A 14,676-nucleotide genomic window follows, 5' to 3' on the forward strand; every position below is an offset into this window, starting at 1 on the left:
CTCATTTGACCGCTCCCAGCGACAGGCCGCGCACGAGCTTGTCCTGGGCGGCGAAGCCGGCGATGAGGACGGGGAGGGAGACCAGCGTGGCCGCCGCGCACAGCCGGGCCAGGAACAGACCTTCGTTGGTGATGAAGCCGACGAGGAACACCGGTGCGGTGGACGCCTGGGTGGCGGTGAGGTTGACCGCGAACATGAACTCGTTCCAGCTGAAGATGAAGCAGATCAGCGAGGTGGCGGCGAGTCCCGGCATGGCGACCGGCGCCACGACGCGCAGCAGCACGGTGGGCAGTCCGGCGCCGTCGACCTCGGCGGCCTCAAGGATCTCCTTCGGCACCTCGGCGAGGAACGAGCGCATCATCCACACGGCGATCGGCAGGTTCATCGCGGTGTAGAGGAGGACCAGCGTCCAGATGTTGTCGAGCATGCCGATGTCCTTGACGATCATGTAGATCGGCAGCAGCGCCGCGATGAGCGGCAGGAACTTCGTGGACAGGAAGAAGAACATCACGTCGGTCCACTTCTCGACCGGCTTGATGGACAGCGCGTAGGCCGCCGGCACCGCCAGGGCGAGGACCAGCAGGGTGGAGAAGACACTGGCCATGGCCGAGTTGAGCAGGTACGGGGTGATGTCCCGCTCCAGCAGGAGCGAGAACTGGTCCGTGGTGAGCGGCGCCAGCAGGCTGGGTGGGTTGGTCGCCGCGTCGGCCTCCTGGTGGAAGGCGGTGAGCACCATCCAGGCCACCGGCGCGAAGAAGGCCAGGGTGGCCACCCAGGCGAGGAAGGTCCACAGCGGCGACAGGCGCGGGGTCTGTCCGGGGTCGGGGTCCTGCCTACGACGGCGGAACCGCTGCACGAAGGTCGCGGGGGTCGCTGCGTGGGCGCTCATCGGGACGCCTCCTCACGGAACAGGGAGGCGACGACCCGCAGGGCGAACGTTGCGATGACGATCGAGCCGATCACCACGACGACGCCGGCGGCCGCGGCCTGGCCGTACTCGAACTTGCGGAACATGGTCAGGTAGATCTCGTAGGGCAGGTTGGTGGTCTGGGAGCCGGGGCCGCCCTGGGTGATGGTGAAGACCGCGTCGAAGGTCTGCACCACGAAGATGGCGCCGAGCACGATGCCCAGCTCGATGTACTGCCGCAGGTGGGGAAGCGTGATGTGGCGGAAGGTCTGCAGCGCCGAGGCCCCGTCGACCCGGGCGGCTTCCAGGACGTCACCGGGCTGGGCCTGCAGGCCGGCCAGCAGGATGAGCATCATGAACGGCGTCCACTGCCACACCAGCGCGATCACCAGGGCCGGCATGGGGAAGGTGGAGATCCAGTCGACGGTGGGGCCGTTGTCCGCGCCGAACAGGCGGTAGACGGCGTTGAGGGTGCCGTTGAGGAGCCCGTAGTCGGGGTTGTAGAGGGCGTGCTTCCACAGCAGCGCGGCCGCGACGGGCATCACCAGGAACGGGGCGATGAGCAGGGTGCGCGCCAGACCGCGGCCGAGGAAGCGGCGGTCGAGCAGCAGGGCCAGGCCGAGTCCGAGCAGCACGCTGAGGATGACGACGGACGCGGTGAGCACCACGGTGTTGCCCACCGCGGAACGCAGCCGCTCGTCGGTGAAGACGAACGTGTAGTTGGACAGGCCGGTGAAGTGACGGTCGTCCGGCCGCAGGATGTTCCACTGGAACGTCGAGATGACAAGGGTGGCGACGAACGGCAGCTGCGTGACGACGATCGTGAAGATCAGCGCCGGCAACAGCGGGAAGCGTCGGCGCCACTTGCGGCCGGCCGGGGACTTGGGGCCGCGGTGGGCGGGTGGCCGCAGGGTCTTCTTCGGGGGGTGGGCGAGCGTGGTCATGGGCGTGGCTTTCCTCCGCCGGTGGCGGTGCCTCCCAGGCCGGTGAGGCACTGAGGGAGGTCGGGGACGGGCGTGCGGGGACGGCGCCCCGGCCGGCTGTGCGGCCGACCGGGGCGGCGTGGATCAGCGGTGGTTCTCGGCGACGGTCTCGGCGAGCTTCTGACCGTCGTCGAGGGCCTTGTCCACGCTGGTCTTGCCGGCGATGGAGGCGGAGATCTCCTGCGTCACCTTGGTGCCGAGGTCCTGGAACTCGGGGATGGCGACGTACTGGATGCCCACGGTGGGCCGTGGCTGGGTGCCGGGGTCGGCCGGGTCGGCCTGCTGGATGGACTTCAGTGTGATGTCACCGAAGGAGGCGGCGGCCTTCTTGTACTGGGGGATCTCGTACGTGCTGGCCCGCTTGCCGGCGGGCACCCGTGCCCAGCCCAGCTTCTCGCCGACGAGCTTCTCGTACTTCTTGCTGGACGCCCACAGCATGAACTTCGAGGCGGCGTCGGCCTTCTTGGTGGTCTTCGGCATCGCCCACGCCCAGGCCCACAGCCAACCGCTGCTCTTGGTCTTGACCGTGGGCGCGTACGCGTAGCCGATCTTGCCCGCGGCCTTGCTGCTGCTCGGGTCCTCCAGGGAACCGGCCGCGCTGGTGGCGTCGTACCACATCGCGACCTTGCCCTGGCTCATCCCGTTGAGGCACTCGGTGAACCCGGCCTGCGGTGCGCCCGCCTCACCGTGCTTGCGCACCAGGTCGACGTAGAACTTCGTGGCCTCCTCGAAGCCGCCGGTGTTGACCTGAGGCTTCCAGTCCTTGGTGAACCAGGTGCCGCCGAACGTGTTGACCATGCTGGTCAGCGGCGCGCCGAGCTCGCCCCAGCCGGGCAGACCGCGCAGGCAGATGCCCTTCATCCCCGGCTTGGCGCCGTCGGCCTTGGCCGCGAGGTCGGCCACCTGCTGCCAGGTCGGGTGCTCGGGCATCGTCAGGCCCTTCTCGGCGAAGACGTCCTTGCGGTACATGAGGAAGGACGACTCGCCGTAGAAGGGCAGGGCGTAGAGCTTGCCGTCGGAGCCGGACAGGGACTGGACCATGGGCTTGAGCAGGTCGGCCTTGTCGAAGCTCTTGTCCTTGTCGGCGTAGGGGCCGAGCTCGTGCAGCCAGCCGTTCTTCTCCCAGATGGGCACCTCGTAGGCGCCGATGGTGGCGACGTCGTACTGGCCGGCCTGGGTGGCGATGTCCTGGGTGACCTTGTCGCGCAGCTCGTTCTCGGGCAGCACCGTGAAGTTCACCTTGATGCCGGTGTCCTTCGTGAAGGTGTCCTTCGTCAGCTTCGCGATGTCCTCCATCTGCGGATTGCCGACCATCAGCACGTTGATGCTCTTGCCGCCGCTCGAGGATCCGCCGGCTCCGGCTCCGGAACAGCCGGTGGCGAGGAGGGCGGTCGCGGCGGCGCCGGCGATGAGGGCATGTCTGGTCGATCGCATGTCGGGGGACCTCTCGTGCGGGTGGGGCGGGAAACGGCGCAGGGGACTCCCCGGGCAGCGCCGGGCGCCAGGCGTGGGGAACAGCGGCTCATCGAGGGATGAGGCCCGGCCGGGGAGGGCGATGGAGGCGTCCCTGGGGTGTGGGGCGCGGCATCGATGCCGGAATTATTATCAGAAGACAGCGCCCGTGTTAACACATATTGCGAGAAAACTTATGTGGATCTATCGTCTGGCTGTCTCGCTGGGGCGCCCGGCCCCCGGTACGTTCATCCCCGCTAGGGGCGCCACAGAGAGTGCTCTCGGTCCGCCCACTCTCTGCTCACCGAGCCCGTGCGCATGCCTCTGCGGGATTCAGGGTCGGCCAGGGCCATGCCGATGTGGCCGGCCAGGACGATGCCGATCGTGAGGGCCAGCCAGTCGTGGACGAACGTCGCGCTGGTGCGCCAGAGCAGGGGGGTGAGGTGGGTGAACCACATCATCAGGCCGGTGCCGAGCATGACGAGGGTGGCGCCGGCGATCCAGGACGCGTAGAGCTTCTGGCCCGCGTTGAACTTGCCGGCCGGACGGGACGCGGGGCGCTTGTCGCGGTGCAGGGCGGCGCGCAGCCAGGTCCGGTCGTGCGAGCCGAAGCGGTTGAGCCGGCCCAGGTCGGCGCGGAAGGCGCGGGAGGCGAGGCCCGCCAGGACCGGGACGGGCAGGGCGAGGCCGGCCCACTCGTGGACGCGGACGACCAGCTCGCGGCGGCCGACGAGCTCGGCGAGCTGGGGGACGTAGAGGCAGGCCGCCGTCAGGACGCAGACGCCCATGAGCGCGGCCGTCGTGCGGTGCACCCAGCGCTCGGCCCGGCTGAAGCGCCTGAGACCAGCCGGGGCGTCAGCTCGTAGGCTCATCGTCACGTCCGTTCGAGCGCCCCACCCAGGCGTCGACGTCGTAGCCGCGCTCCTCCCAGTAGCCCGGCCGGACCTCGTCGGTGACGGTGATGCCGGAGAGCCACTTGGCGGACTTGTAGAAGTACATGGGCGCCACGTAGAGGCGGACCGGGCCGCCGTGGGAGTGGCCGAGGTCCTTGTCCTGCATGCGCAGGGCGACCAGGACGTCCGCGCGGCGGGCCTGGTCGAGGGTGAGGCTCTCGGTGTAGGTGCCGTCGAAGCAGGTGAAGCGGATGGCCTTCGCGGTGGGGCGGACCTTGGCGGCGTCGAGAAGGCGGGACAGGCGTACACCCTCGAAGGGGGTGTCGGGGACGCGCCAGCCGGTGACGCACTGGACGTCGCGGACCAGGCGGGTCTGCGGCAGGGCCCTGAGGTCGGCCAGGGTGTAGGTGGTGGGGCGGTCGACCAAGCCGTCGATCTTGAGGCGGTAGTTGTCGGCGTTCTTGCGGGGAACGGACGAGGCGACCGAGTAGTAGCGGAAGCCGCCGCCGTTGGGGAGCAGTCCGGTCAGGCCGGTGGGGTCCTTGTCGGCGGCGCCGCCGAGGAAGTCCTCCAGGCCGCGTTGCAGCCGGGGCGCGGCGACCACGCCGAGGGCGCCCAGGCCGAGGGTGCCGAGGAAGACGCGGCGGCCGACCGGGGTGCCCCGCTGCGGGGGGTGCTCGTCATTCACGCCCTCATGTACGTCCTCGTTCACGTTCTCATTCGAACACCCGCGGTCCCTTTGAGGACAGGGATCGCGGGTGCTCGTCAGAGTTCCGTAACCACTTCTTACGCGGCCGGCGTCAGGACGATGCCGCCTTGTCCAGCTGGAACGCCTCGTTGCCGAGCCCGATCCGGGCGTGCTTCTCGGGGGCGCGGGCGCGCAGCACCAGGCCCAGGACCAGGCCGGCGGCCAGGGCGAGGCCGATGATGCCGGGCAGCACCCAGCTCAGCGAGGAGTCCGGGCCTGCGCCGACGAGGACCTCGAAGTCCTTCACCGTGTAGCCGGCGATCACCAGCAGGGCGAGGCCCGCCAGCGCGGAGGTGACCAGCCGCCAGGCCTGGGCGCCCGCGGCACCCCGGCGGACGAAGAAGACGACGACGGACAGGGAGGCCGCCGCCATCAGCACGATCACGCCGAGGGCGCCGATGTTGCCGAACCAGGTGAACAGCTGCAGGACGGGCGCGGTCGGGTCGCCGGCCGGCTTGTCGTCGGCGATCGCGAAGGCGATCACGACGACGACCGCCACGACGGTCTGGAGCAGCGAGCCGGTGCCGGGGGCGCCGCTGGTGCCGCTGGTGCGGCCGAAGGCCGCGGGCAGCAGGCCCTCGCGGCCCATGGCGAAGGCGTACCGGGCGACGACGTTGTGGAAGCTGAGCAGGGCGGCGAACATGCCGGTGACGAACAGGACGTGCAGGACGTCGGTGAAGGTGCCGCCGAGGCGGGACTCGGTGAGGAAGAACAGCAGTCCGGCGCTCTGCTTCTGGGCGGTGCCGACGATCGCGGCGGGGCCGGTGGCGACGGTGAGGGCCCAGCTGCTCAGCGCGAAGAAGACGGCGACCCCGCCGACGGCGAGGAACATCACGCGCGGCACCAGGACGTGTGGGCGGCTGGTCTCCTCGGCGTACACGGGCGCCTGCTCGAAGCCGAGGAACGCGGCGATGCAGAAGCACAGCGCGGTGCCGACGCCCGCGCCGGTGAGGGTGTCGGGGTTGAAGGCGTGCAGCGAGAGGCCTTCCTTGCCGGGGTCGGCGAGGGCGGCGACGTCGAAGATCACGACGAGGAGCACCTCGATGACGAGCAGCACGCCGAGCACGCGCGCGTTGACGTCGATCTTCAGCCAGCCCAGCAGGCCGACGGCGAGCGCGGCCACCAGGGCCGGTATCCACCAGGCGATCTCCACGTCGGCGTAGGTGGCGAGGAGCCCGGAGACCTCGAAGCCGAAGATGCCGTAGATGCCGATCTGGAGCGCGTTGTAGGCGACGAGGGCGACCAGGGCGGCGCCCGCGCCGGCGGTGCCGCCGAGGCCGCGGGAGATGTACGCGTAGAAGGCGCCCGCGTTGTGGACGTGGCGGCTCATCTCGGCGTACCCGATGCTGAACAGGATCAGGACGACGCCGAGGACGACGAAGAGCAGCGGCTGGCCGACGATGCCCATCACCGCGAATGTAGTGGGCATGACACCCGCGACCACCATGAGCGGGGCGGTCGCGGCGAGGACGGAGAGCAGCAGTCCCCCGGTGCCGAGCCGGTCGGCGCGCAGGGCGCGCTCCTGCCCCTTGAACGTACTGATGCCGCCGGCTGCGGATGTGCTCGTACCCGCATCCGTACTCGTATTCGTGCTCGAACTACTGTCCGTGGTCATCGGGAGAGCGTCCTCACTTCTGGATTTCCGGGGGTGTCAGGCCGTGCCGAGCGCGCCGGCGCGGGCGGCGGCGAAGGCGGTGTGCGGGTCGCGGTCCGGGTACGACCAGGGCGCCGGGGTGGCGTACCGGCCGATCCGGTGGAACAGGGCGGCGGCCTCGGCGCCGCGGCCCTCGCAGTACTTGGCGTGGGCGAGGAAGTTCAGGTCGATCAGCCGGCGCGGATGCCCCTCCAGCTCCCACTCCAGCCACCAGTCGAAGGCGGCCTTCATGACCTGCCGGGCGCGGCGGCCGGTCCAGTGGCCCGAGGCGGCCGGGTCGGCGGGCTGATGCCCGGCGGCGGCGAGGACGCGGTAGCGCTCGGCGTGCGCGATGACCGGCAGGATCGCGAGCGGGGAGTCGGCGGGTGCCTGTTCGGCGGCCCAGTTGGCGAAGTCGTAGACCTCGTGCAGCGGGTCGTCGCCGGCCTCCGCGCGGCGTCCGGCGAGCCGGGCGACCATCAGGTGGTGGGCGTGGTGGTGGTCGGCGTACCGGGCGCGGACCTGCTCGAAGGTCCGGACCACGTCCTGGTCGGTGCCGACCGCGCACTCCAGCAGGAGCAGCCCGAGCCAGGGGGTGGGGTCGGCGGGGACGCGGGCGGCGGCGGTCGCGCAGGCCTCGCGGGCGCGGACCGGCTTGCCCTTGCCGTGCAGGGCGCGCCGGACCTGGGCGAGGGCGAGCAGGACGGAGGCGTCGGCGGACTCGGGTTCGGCGAGCAGCCACTCGCGAGCCCACGCGGCGCAGTAGGACTCCCGGGCGAGGACGGTGACGCGGTGGCCGCGCCGGTCCCAGTCGTCTCCGGTGTGCACCAGCAGGGAGCGGGCGTTCTGCCAGCGGCCCTGCGCCAGCGCGGAGCGCGCGGTCACGAGGTCGGCGTCGTCGAGGGCCTCGTCGAAGGCCTGCGACGCACGTCTGCGGCCACGGCCGAGGGGAGGCGGGGGTGGGGGCACCGCGGAACTTCCTCACGCGCTCTTCTTGTGTTTCGGCACACGGCGGTCGATGGAGCGCGTGTGTGCGCTTCGCCATGAGCTGATCACGGACAGCCAACCCCCAGCCAACGGTTGACGTCAAGGGCCGCAAGGTCGTTACACGCGTCAACGCCTGCCACTTGTGAGGATTTTGTGATCAGCGAGGCTGCAGAGGCAGACGAGGCAGGCATCCGATTTATCCGTTTCGCCCTTTGTGGTGTGCGTCATAGTGCTGGGCGGTCACCACCGCGCACCATGGCAGGACGTACGGGCGCGCCGGGCGGAGCCGGCCGGTACAGTCGGCCCCTACGCCATCGTGACCCGACCTGATGATCGAGGTACACCGCGTGTCGGTTCTTGTCCTGGTGCTCGCCGTGAGCGCCGCCTGCTGTCTGGGCTTCGGTTTCGTCCTTCAGCAGAACGCGGCCCAGCGCGCCCCGCTCAACGACTTCCTGTCCTTCCGGCTGCTGATCGACCTGGTGAAGGTGCCGCGCTGGCTCGGCGGCATCGCGCTGATGGTGGTCGGCATGGCGCTGGGCGCCGCCGCGCTGGGGCAGGGCGAGCTGTCGCTCGTGGAGCCGCTGCTGGCGACGAACCTGCTGTTCGCCCTCGCGCTGTCCCGCCGGCAGACCCGGCAGCCGCTCGGCCGCCAGGGCTGGGCGGGCCTGCTGCTGCTGGCGGGCGGGGTGAGCACGTTCATCGTGGCGGGCGAGCCACACGGCGGCGCCGCGACGGCCGATCCCACCCGGCAGTGGCTGATCATCGGGGCCATGATCGGACTCGCCCTGCTGCTCACCGCACACGCGAAGCGCTCCCGGCTGAGCTCCGGGCCGGTGCTGCTGGCCCTGGGCGCCGGGCTCCTCTACGGCGTGCAGGACGCGCTCACGCGGGTGAGCGGGGAGAAGTTCTCCGAGGGTGGCTTCGCCGAGCTGCTGACCGGCTGGCAGCCGTACGCCGTCCTCGCGCTGGGCGTCACGGGGCTGGTCCTTGTGCAGAGCGCCTTCGAGACCGCGTCCCTGCGCAAGTCGCTGCCGGCCCTGACCGCGGCCCAGCCGATCGCCGGGATCATCTGCGGTGTCGGTTTCCTGGGCGACCGGCTGCGGACCGACGCCGTCGCCCTGAGCTGGGAGGCGGGCGGTCTGCTGGCCGTGGTGGCCGGCATCATGCTGCTGGGTCTGCATCCGGCCATGCCGACGGGGGCGCCGGAGCGGGCCCGGGCCGGGCGGCTTCAGCCGCAGCCGCAGGCGCAGTGAGGCCTCGCGCCCTGCTTGGATCTCGCGTCCTGCTTGGATGAGGGCATGAGCGCTGCGGACGAGGGCTTGGGCCCGGCCGGCGAGATCCTCGACATCGTCGACGAGAACGACCGGGTCATCGGGCAGTCGCCCCGGGGCGAGGCATACGCCCGGGGACTGCGGCACCGCTGTGTGTTCATCCAGGCCCGGGACGCCGAGGGCCGGATCTTCGTGCACCGGCGGACGCCGACCAAACTGGTCTTCCCCTCCCTCTACGACATGTTCGTCGGCGGCGTGGTCGGCGCGGGCGAGGCCTACGACACGGCGGCCCTGCGCGAGGCCGAGGAGGAACTGGGCGTCACGGGTCTGCCGGACCCCCGGTACCTCTTCAAGTTCCTCTACGACAACGGCGCCGGGCAGACCTGGTGGTCGGCGGTGTACGAGGTCCGCTGCGACCTTCCGGTCCAGCCGCAGGCCGAGGAGGTGGCCTGGCACGACTTCCTGCCCGAGGAGGAGGTGCGGCGGCGGCTGGGCGAGTGGGAGTGGGTGCCGGACGGGCTGGCGGCGTACGAGCGGCTCGTGGCGTTTCGGTCGGCGGGCTGAGGGCCTCCGCGAGGCGGGGGCTGCACCGGCAGCACCGGGTGACGACGCCCCCGGTAGGGTCGCGCACGTGATCGAGTTCGTACGGAACGTCCGTTTGTGGTTCGCGCCGGCGGAGGTGCGGCGGGACGGCGAGACGCCGGACTACCGGTTCTCGCTGGCGAACGAACGCACCTTCCTGGCCTGGCTGCGCACCGCCATGGCGCTGATCGGCGGCGGCTTCGCCGTGGACCAGTTCCTGCCGGACCTGCGCTGGGGCTGGCGTGTGGGACTGGCGCTCGCGCTGCTCGGCGCGGGCGTGCTGTGCGCGCTGCGCGCGGTCAACCACTGGATCCGCTGTGAGCGGGCCATGCGCCGGGGCGAGGACCTGCCGGTGTCCCGGTTCCCGGCGGTGCTGAGCCTCGTCGTGGCGATCGTGGCCCTCGCCATGGTCGTCGTGGTGCTGGTGGGGTGGGAGGGGTGAACGCGCCGGCGGCCCGGCGGCAGGACCCCGACCGCGACCCCGGGCTGCAACCCGAGCGGACCCGGCTCGCGTGGCGGCGTACGACGCTGTCGGGCACGGCCGCCGCCGTGCTCGCCGTGAAGACCGCGCTGCAGGGCGGGCCGTCTGGGCCCAGGATCGTCGCCTGCGCCCTGTGCTGTGTCCTGTGGCTGGGCTTCCTGACCATCGCCCACCGCCGCATCCGCACGCTCGCGGCCACGGCCAGCCCGGAGGCCTTCGCCCCGCGCCACGCCACGGCTGCGGTGCTGTGCACGCTCGCGATGGCGGTGTGCGGGGCGGGGCTCGTTCTCTAGGGCGGGGCTCTCGTCCTCTGTCTAGGCCGGGGCTCGTCCTCTAGGCCGGGGCTCGTCGCTACGGCTCCTCCGGCTCCCAGCCCACCGTCACGACGATCTTGCCGCGGGTCCGGCCCTCCTCGTTGAGCCGGTGCGCGTCCGCCGCGCGTTCCAGCGGGAACGTCTCGGAGACGTGCACGCTCACCACGCCCTGTTCCGCCAGTTCGGACAGCCGCCGGAGGTCCTCGGCGTCGGGGCGGACGAAGTAGTAGCGGCCGCCGTAGTTCACGACCTCGTTGTCGGCGATCGACACCAGGCGGCCCTCGGGGGCCAGCAGGTTCGCCGAGACCTTCAGCGCGTCCGCGCCGACCGTGTCGAACACCGCGTCCACCCCCTCGGGCGCCAGGCCGCGCACGCGCTCCCCCAGGCCCTCGCCGTACGTCACCGGCTCCCCGCCGAGGCCGCGCACGAAGTCGTGGTTGGACTCGCTCGCCGTGCCGATGACCCGGGCGCCGAGGTGGGCGGCGAGCTGCACGGCGATCGAGCCGACCCCGCCGGCCGCGGCGTGCACCAGCACCGTCTCGCCCCGCTTCACCTGGAGCACCTTGAGCAGCACCTGGTAGGCCGTGAGCCCGACCAGCGGCAGCCCGGCCGCCTCTTCGAAGGAGAGGTTGCGCGGCTTGCGCGCGAGGGTGCGCAGGGGCGCGGCCACGTACTCGGCGAAGGTGCCGCGGGAGAGGAAGTCCTCGCGCACGTACCCGATGACCTCGTCCCCGACGTCGAACTCCGAGACCGCCACCCCGGGCCGTACGACGACTCCCGAGACGTCCCAGCCGGGCACCACCGGGAACGCGGCCTCGAAGAGCCCGTCGAGGTAACCCTCGCGTGCCTTCCAGTCGACGGGGTTCACGGACGCCGCCCGCACCTTCACGAGCACCGAGTCGGGGCCGACCTTGGGATCGCGGACCTCCCCGAACGCCAGCACCTCGGGTCCGCCGTACCGTGAGTAGCTGATCGCCTTCATGGATCCGACCCTCCAAGCTCGCCGCGCGGCACGCAAGCCGGATGGCCTGAACGAAGCGGCCTAAACCTTCCCGGCGCCCCATGGAGGGAGTCGTCGGCCTATCGTGGCTCCGATCACGTTTCGGCCCCACTCTGGACGACATACCGACCGGTCGGCATCATGAGTCGGGAACTGTTCACCTGCCCGTAGGAGCGACGCATGAGCCCCGACCACCCGCCCGGACTCGACCTGGACCGGCTGCGCGGCCTGCTCGACCGCGAGCGGCCCGGCCTGGTGAGCGGCGCACTGTCCGGCCGGCTGATCGAGGGCGGACGGTCGAACCTCACCTACGCCGTCTCCGACGGCACCTCCCGGTGGGTCGTACGACGGCCCCCGCTCGGCCATGTCCTGGCCACCGCGCACGACATGAAGCGCGAGCACCGGGTGATCAGCGCGCTGCACCCGACCGCCGTGCCGGTTCCGCGCCCGGTGCTGCTGTGCGAGGACGAGGAGGTGCTCGGCTCGCCGTTCTACGTCATGGAGTTCGTCGAGGGCACCCCGTACCGCACGGCCGAGCAGCTCGCCCCGCTCGGTCCGGAGCGCACCCGGGGCGCGGTGCTGAACCTGGTGGACGCGCTGGTGGAACTGCACGCGGTGGACCCGGGCGAGGTGGGCCTCGCCGACTTCGGCCGGCCCGAGGGCTTCCTGGACCGGCAGCTGCGGCGGTGGGGCAAGCAGCTGGACGCCTCCCGCAACCGCGAGCTGGCCGGGATCGACGAACTGCACGCGACCCTCGGCCGGCGGCTGCCCTCCTCCCCCGCCCCGACCGTGGTGCACGGCGACTACCGGCTGGACAACGTCCTGATCGGCGACGACGACCGCATCAAGGCGATCCTCGACTGGGAGATGTCCACCCTGGGCGACCCGCTCACCGACCTGGGCCTGCTGGCGATGTACAGCCTGCCCCTCGACGCTCCTGACTCCCCCGTCTCCACGACGGCGGAGGCGGCCGGGCACCCGGACCCGGCCGAGCTGATCGAGCGCTACGCCACGCGCTCGGGGCGCGACGTCTCCGCGGTCTCCTGGTACACGGCGTTCGCCTGGTTCAAGCTCGCCGTGATCCTGGAGGGCATCCACTACCGCTACACCCTGGGCCAGACGGTCGGACGCGGCTTCGACCGCATCGGCGACCTGGTCCCCGTCTTCATCGAGCACGGTCTCACCACCCTTCAGGAAGGCTGACGACATGGACTTCGCGTTCGACGCGCGCACCGAGGAGCTGCGCGGCAAGCTGCTGGCCTTCATGGACGAGTACGTCTATCCGGCCGAGGCCGTCGCGGAGGAGCAGCGGGCGCAGCTCGCCTCGCCGTGGGAGACCCCGGCGGTGGTCGAGGAGCTGAAGGCCGAGGCGCGCAGGCAGGGCCTGTGGAACCTCTTCCTGCCGGACTCCGAGTACGGCGCCGGGCTCACCAATCTCCAGTACGCGCCGCTCGCCGAGATCATGGGGCGCTCCCCGCACATCGCCCCGACGGTGACCAACTGCGCGGCACCCGACACGGGCAACATGGAGGTGCTCACCCAGTTCGGGGACGAGCAGCAGCGCAAGCAGTGGCTGGAGCCGCTGCTTGCGGGCGAGATCCGGTCGGCGTTCGCGATGACCGAGCCGGAGGTGGCCTCCTCGGACGCCACCAACATCACCACGCACATCGAGCGGGACGGCGACGAGTACGTCGTCACCGGCCGCAAGTGGTACATCTCCGGGGCGATGCACCCCGACTGCAAGATCTTCATCGTGATGGGCAAGACGGACCCGGAGGGTTCGGACATCCGCCGTCAGCAGTCGATGATCCTGGTTCCCCGTGACACGCCGGGCGTGACGGTCTCGCGCGCGATGCAGGTCTTCGGCTACGAGGACCACTCCCACGGCGGCCATGCCGAGGTGATCTTCGACCACGCGCGCGTGCCGGCGTCGAACCTCATCGGCGAGGAGGGCGGCGGCTTCGCCATCGCCCAGGCCCGGCTCGGTCCCGGCCGGATCCACCACTGCATGCGGCTGATCGGGATGGCGGAGCGGGCGATCGAGCTGATGTGCCGGCGGGCGGTGTCCCGGACGGCCTTCGGGAAGGCGCTGGCCCAGCAGGGTGTGGTGCACAACTGGATCGCGGACGCGCGGGTGACCGTGGAGCAGTTGCGGCTGCTGGTGCTGAAGACCGCGTGGCTGATGGACACGGTGGGGAACAAGGGGGCGCACACCGAGATCCAGTCGATCAAGATCGCTACGCCTCGGGCGGTGGTGGACATTCTCGACCGGGCGATCCAGTTGCACGGAGCGGGGGGTGTGAGCCAGGACTTCCCGTTGGCGGAGCTGTACGCGGGGGCGCGGACGCTGATGATCGCGGACGGGCCGGACGAGGTGCATCAGCGGTCGCTGGCGCGGCGGGAGTTGAAGCGGTACGTGTGACGCGGCGGGCGGCGGGGGTTTCTTCGCCCCCGCCGCCCCTACCCGTCCCATCCCCAGGGGCTCCGCCCCTTCGACCCCGCTGGGGGCTGCGCCCCCAGGCCCCCGCGGGGGCTTCGCCCCCTGCACCCCCACCGGAGCTGCCGCCCCAAGCCCGGACACCCGCGGGGGCTGCGCCCCCAGCACCCCCACCGGAGCTGCCGCCCCGGACCCCGCTTCGGCCTGAACGGCCTCGTCCTCAAACGCCGGACGGGCTGGGGGACTCAGCCCGGCGTTTCTAGCCCGGCATCTTGGCCGGCCGATTCGCCGGACGGGCTGGGGGCCCGGCCTCCTGGCCGACAGATACGGGTGGTGGGTGGGCACAGGCCGGGGGTCCAGGGGGCGGAGCCCCCTGGTGAGCGGGTTACGGGCGCAGGGCTCGTAGGAGCAGGTCCGCCAGGTGGTCGGCTACCTGCTGGGGGCTCATCGGGCCCTCGGGGCTGTACCACGTCGACAGGTGGTGGACCGAGCCGAAGTGGTAGTCGACGACCAGGTCCGCCGGCGTCGCCTTGGAGAAGACGCCCGCCTCCTGGCCCTCCTCCACCAGCGCCCGGAAGCGCTCGTGGTAGCGGCGGCGCTCGGCGCGGACCTGCTTGTTCTTCTCGGGGCTCAGATGGTGCATGGACCGCCAGAAGATCATCGCGTCGTCGAGGTTTTCGATCGTCGTCACCACGACGTCCGCGGCCGCGGCCCGCAGCCGCTTCTCGACCGGCTCGTCGGCGCCCGCGACGGCGTCCAGTCTCTCCTGCTGGATGCGCAGCACGCGCGCGTACACCTCGTGCAGAAGGTCGTCCTTGGAGCCGAAGTAGTGGTACAGCGCTCCCTTGGTGACCCCGGCCGCCTCGACGATCTCCTGCACCGAGGTGCGGTCGTAGCCCTGCTCCGCGAAGAGCCGGGTGGCGGCGGCCAGGAGCCGCTGAGGTACGGGGGTGCCGTCCGAGTCCGTCGTCCTGGGCACTGCCGCCAC

Annotated in this window: 15 protein-coding genes; 6 read left to right on the forward strand and 9 right to left on the reverse strand. The window is 71.3% G+C overall.

Features of this window, described 5'->3' with window-relative positions; genetic code table 11:
• Position 1: 1 nt before the first annotated feature.
• The 7 genes from ACZ3I3_RS37200 to ACZ3I3_RS37230 all read right to left on the reverse strand — a co-directional run bounded on the left by ACZ3I3_RS37200 (position 2) and on the right by ACZ3I3_RS37230 (position 7,585).
• Positions 2-889, reverse strand: coding sequence for a carbohydrate ABC transporter permease (locus tag ACZ3I3_RS37200; RefSeq protein WP_467372199.1), 888 nt, complete (start codon positions 887-889; stop codon positions 2-4).
• Positions 886-1,851 carry a carbohydrate ABC transporter permease gene (locus ACZ3I3_RS37205; protein WP_467372200.1) on the reverse strand — a complete coding sequence of 322 codons (966 nt, stop codon included), beginning with the start codon at positions 1,849-1,851 and terminating at the stop codon, positions 886-888. Before ACZ3I3_RS37205 ends, ACZ3I3_RS37200 begins: the two co-directional genes overlap by 4 nt.
• 123 nt (positions 1,852-1,974) lie before the next feature.
• Positions 1,975-3,324 (reverse strand): ABC transporter substrate-binding protein, encoded by a 1,350-nt coding sequence (locus tag ACZ3I3_RS37210; protein WP_467372201.1) that lies wholly within the window; start codon positions 3,322-3,324, stop codon positions 1,975-1,977.
• A gap of 275 nt (positions 3,325-3,599) precedes the next feature.
• The gene (locus ACZ3I3_RS37215) at positions 3,600-4,214 is read right to left on the reverse strand and encodes a cytochrome b/b6 domain-containing protein (protein WP_467372202.1); all 615 of its coding nucleotides are present in this window, start codon (positions 4,212-4,214) and stop codon (positions 3,600-3,602) included.
• Positions 4,198-4,923, reverse strand: coding sequence for a molybdopterin-dependent oxidoreductase (locus tag ACZ3I3_RS37220; protein ID WP_467372203.1), 726 nt, complete (start codon positions 4,921-4,923; stop codon positions 4,198-4,200). Before ACZ3I3_RS37220 ends, ACZ3I3_RS37215 begins: the two co-directional genes overlap by 17 nt.
• A 112-nt stretch (positions 4,924-5,035) precedes the next feature.
• Positions 5,036-6,598, reverse strand: a complete 1,563-nt coding sequence (locus ACZ3I3_RS37225) for an APC family permease (protein ID WP_467372204.1) — start codon at positions 6,596-6,598, stop codon at positions 5,036-5,038.
• A 36-nt stretch (positions 6,599-6,634) separates the two neighbouring features.
• Positions 6,635-7,585, reverse strand: a complete 951-nt coding sequence (locus tag ACZ3I3_RS37230) for a hypothetical protein (protein ID WP_467372205.1) — start codon at positions 7,583-7,585, stop codon at positions 6,635-6,637.
• Between the two features lie 347 nt (positions 7,586-7,932).
• On the opposite strand from ACZ3I3_RS37230, the gene ACZ3I3_RS37235 reads away from it, so the two are divergent.
• From ACZ3I3_RS37235 to ACZ3I3_RS37250, 4 genes are all read left to right on the forward strand, one after another.
• Positions 7,933-8,856, forward strand: a complete 924-nt coding sequence (locus ACZ3I3_RS37235; protein ID WP_467372206.1) for a DMT family transporter — start codon at positions 7,933-7,935, stop codon at positions 8,854-8,856.
• 45 nt (positions 8,857-8,901) lie between these two features.
• Positions 8,902-9,438: an NUDIX hydrolase gene (locus tag ACZ3I3_RS37240; RefSeq protein WP_467372207.1), complete on the forward strand. Its 537-nt coding sequence runs from the start codon at positions 8,902-8,904 to the stop codon at positions 9,436-9,438.
• A gap of 67 nt (positions 9,439-9,505) precedes the next feature.
• A complete protein-coding gene (locus ACZ3I3_RS37245; protein WP_467372208.1) occupies positions 9,506-9,898 on the forward strand; it encodes a YidH family protein in 393 nt (130 codons plus the stop codon).
• Complete coding sequence (locus tag ACZ3I3_RS37250) at positions 9,895-10,230, forward strand: DUF202 domain-containing protein (RefSeq protein ID WP_467372209.1); 336 nt, start codon at positions 9,895-9,897, stop codon at positions 10,228-10,230. The genes ACZ3I3_RS37245 and ACZ3I3_RS37250 overlap by 4 nt, the downstream gene beginning before the upstream one ends.
• A gap of 58 nt (positions 10,231-10,288) precedes the next feature.
• Here ACZ3I3_RS37250 and ACZ3I3_RS37255 read toward each other — a convergent pair whose 3' ends face one another.
• Positions 10,289-11,233, reverse strand: coding sequence for an NADP-dependent oxidoreductase (locus ACZ3I3_RS37255; protein WP_467372210.1), 945 nt, complete (start codon positions 11,231-11,233; stop codon positions 10,289-10,291).
• A gap of 198 nt (positions 11,234-11,431) precedes the next feature.
• Between ACZ3I3_RS37255 and ACZ3I3_RS37260 the strand changes: the two genes are divergently transcribed.
• Entirely contained in the window at positions 11,432-12,454 is a 1,023-nt protein-coding gene (locus ACZ3I3_RS37260; RefSeq protein ID WP_467372211.1) for a phosphotransferase family protein, read from the forward strand.
• 4 nt (positions 12,455-12,458) lie between these two features.
• Positions 12,459-13,673, forward strand: a complete 1,215-nt coding sequence (locus tag ACZ3I3_RS37265; RefSeq protein WP_467372212.1) for an acyl-CoA dehydrogenase — start codon at positions 12,459-12,461, stop codon at positions 13,671-13,673.
• A 400-nt stretch (positions 13,674-14,073) separates the two neighbouring features.
• Here ACZ3I3_RS37265 and ACZ3I3_RS37270 read toward each other — a convergent pair whose 3' ends face one another.
• Positions 14,074-14,667: a TetR/AcrR family transcriptional regulator gene (locus tag ACZ3I3_RS37270; RefSeq protein WP_467372213.1), complete on the reverse strand. Its 594-nt coding sequence runs from the start codon at positions 14,665-14,667 to the stop codon at positions 14,074-14,076.
• Positions 14,668-14,676: the final 9 nt, after the last annotated feature.

The sequence above is a fragment of the Streptomyces sp. NPDC016851 genome (genome assembly GCF_055562795.1).

Excerpts from the sequence above, each read along its gene's own strand:
- ACZ3I3_RS37200 (WP_467372199.1), bottom strand. The coding sequence starts at position 889 with ATGAGCGCCCACGCAGCGACCCCCGCGACCTTCGTGCAGCGGTTCCGC.
- ACZ3I3_RS37205 (WP_467372200.1), bottom strand. The coding sequence starts at position 1,851 with ATGACCACGCTCGCCCACCCCCCGAAGAAGACCCTGCGGCCACCCGCC.
- ACZ3I3_RS37210 (WP_467372201.1), bottom strand. The coding sequence starts at position 3,324 with ATGCGATCGACCAGACATGCCCTCATCGCCGGCGCCGCCGCGACCGCC.
- ACZ3I3_RS37215 (WP_467372202.1), bottom strand. The coding sequence starts at position 4,214 with ATGAGCCTACGAGCTGACGCCCCGGCTGGTCTCAGGCGCTTCAGCCGG.
- ACZ3I3_RS37225 (WP_467372204.1), bottom strand. The coding sequence starts at position 6,598 with ATGACCACGGACAGTAGTTCGAGCACGAATACGAGTACGGATGCGGGT.
- ACZ3I3_RS37235 (WP_467372206.1), top strand. The coding sequence starts at position 7,933 with ATGATCGAGGTACACCGCGTGTCGGTTCTTGTCCTGGTGCTCGCCGTG.
- ACZ3I3_RS37240 (WP_467372207.1), top strand. The coding sequence starts at position 8,902 with ATGAGCGCTGCGGACGAGGGCTTGGGCCCGGCCGGCGAGATCCTCGAC.
- ACZ3I3_RS37255 (WP_467372210.1), bottom strand. The coding sequence starts at position 11,233 with ATGAAGGCGATCAGCTACTCACGGTACGGCGGACCCGAGGTGCTGGCG.
- ACZ3I3_RS37260 (WP_467372211.1), top strand. The coding sequence starts at position 11,432 with ATGAGCCCCGACCACCCGCCCGGACTCGACCTGGACCGGCTGCGCGGC.
- ACZ3I3_RS37265 (WP_467372212.1), top strand. The coding sequence starts at position 12,459 with ATGGACTTCGCGTTCGACGCGCGCACCGAGGAGCTGCGCGGCAAGCTG.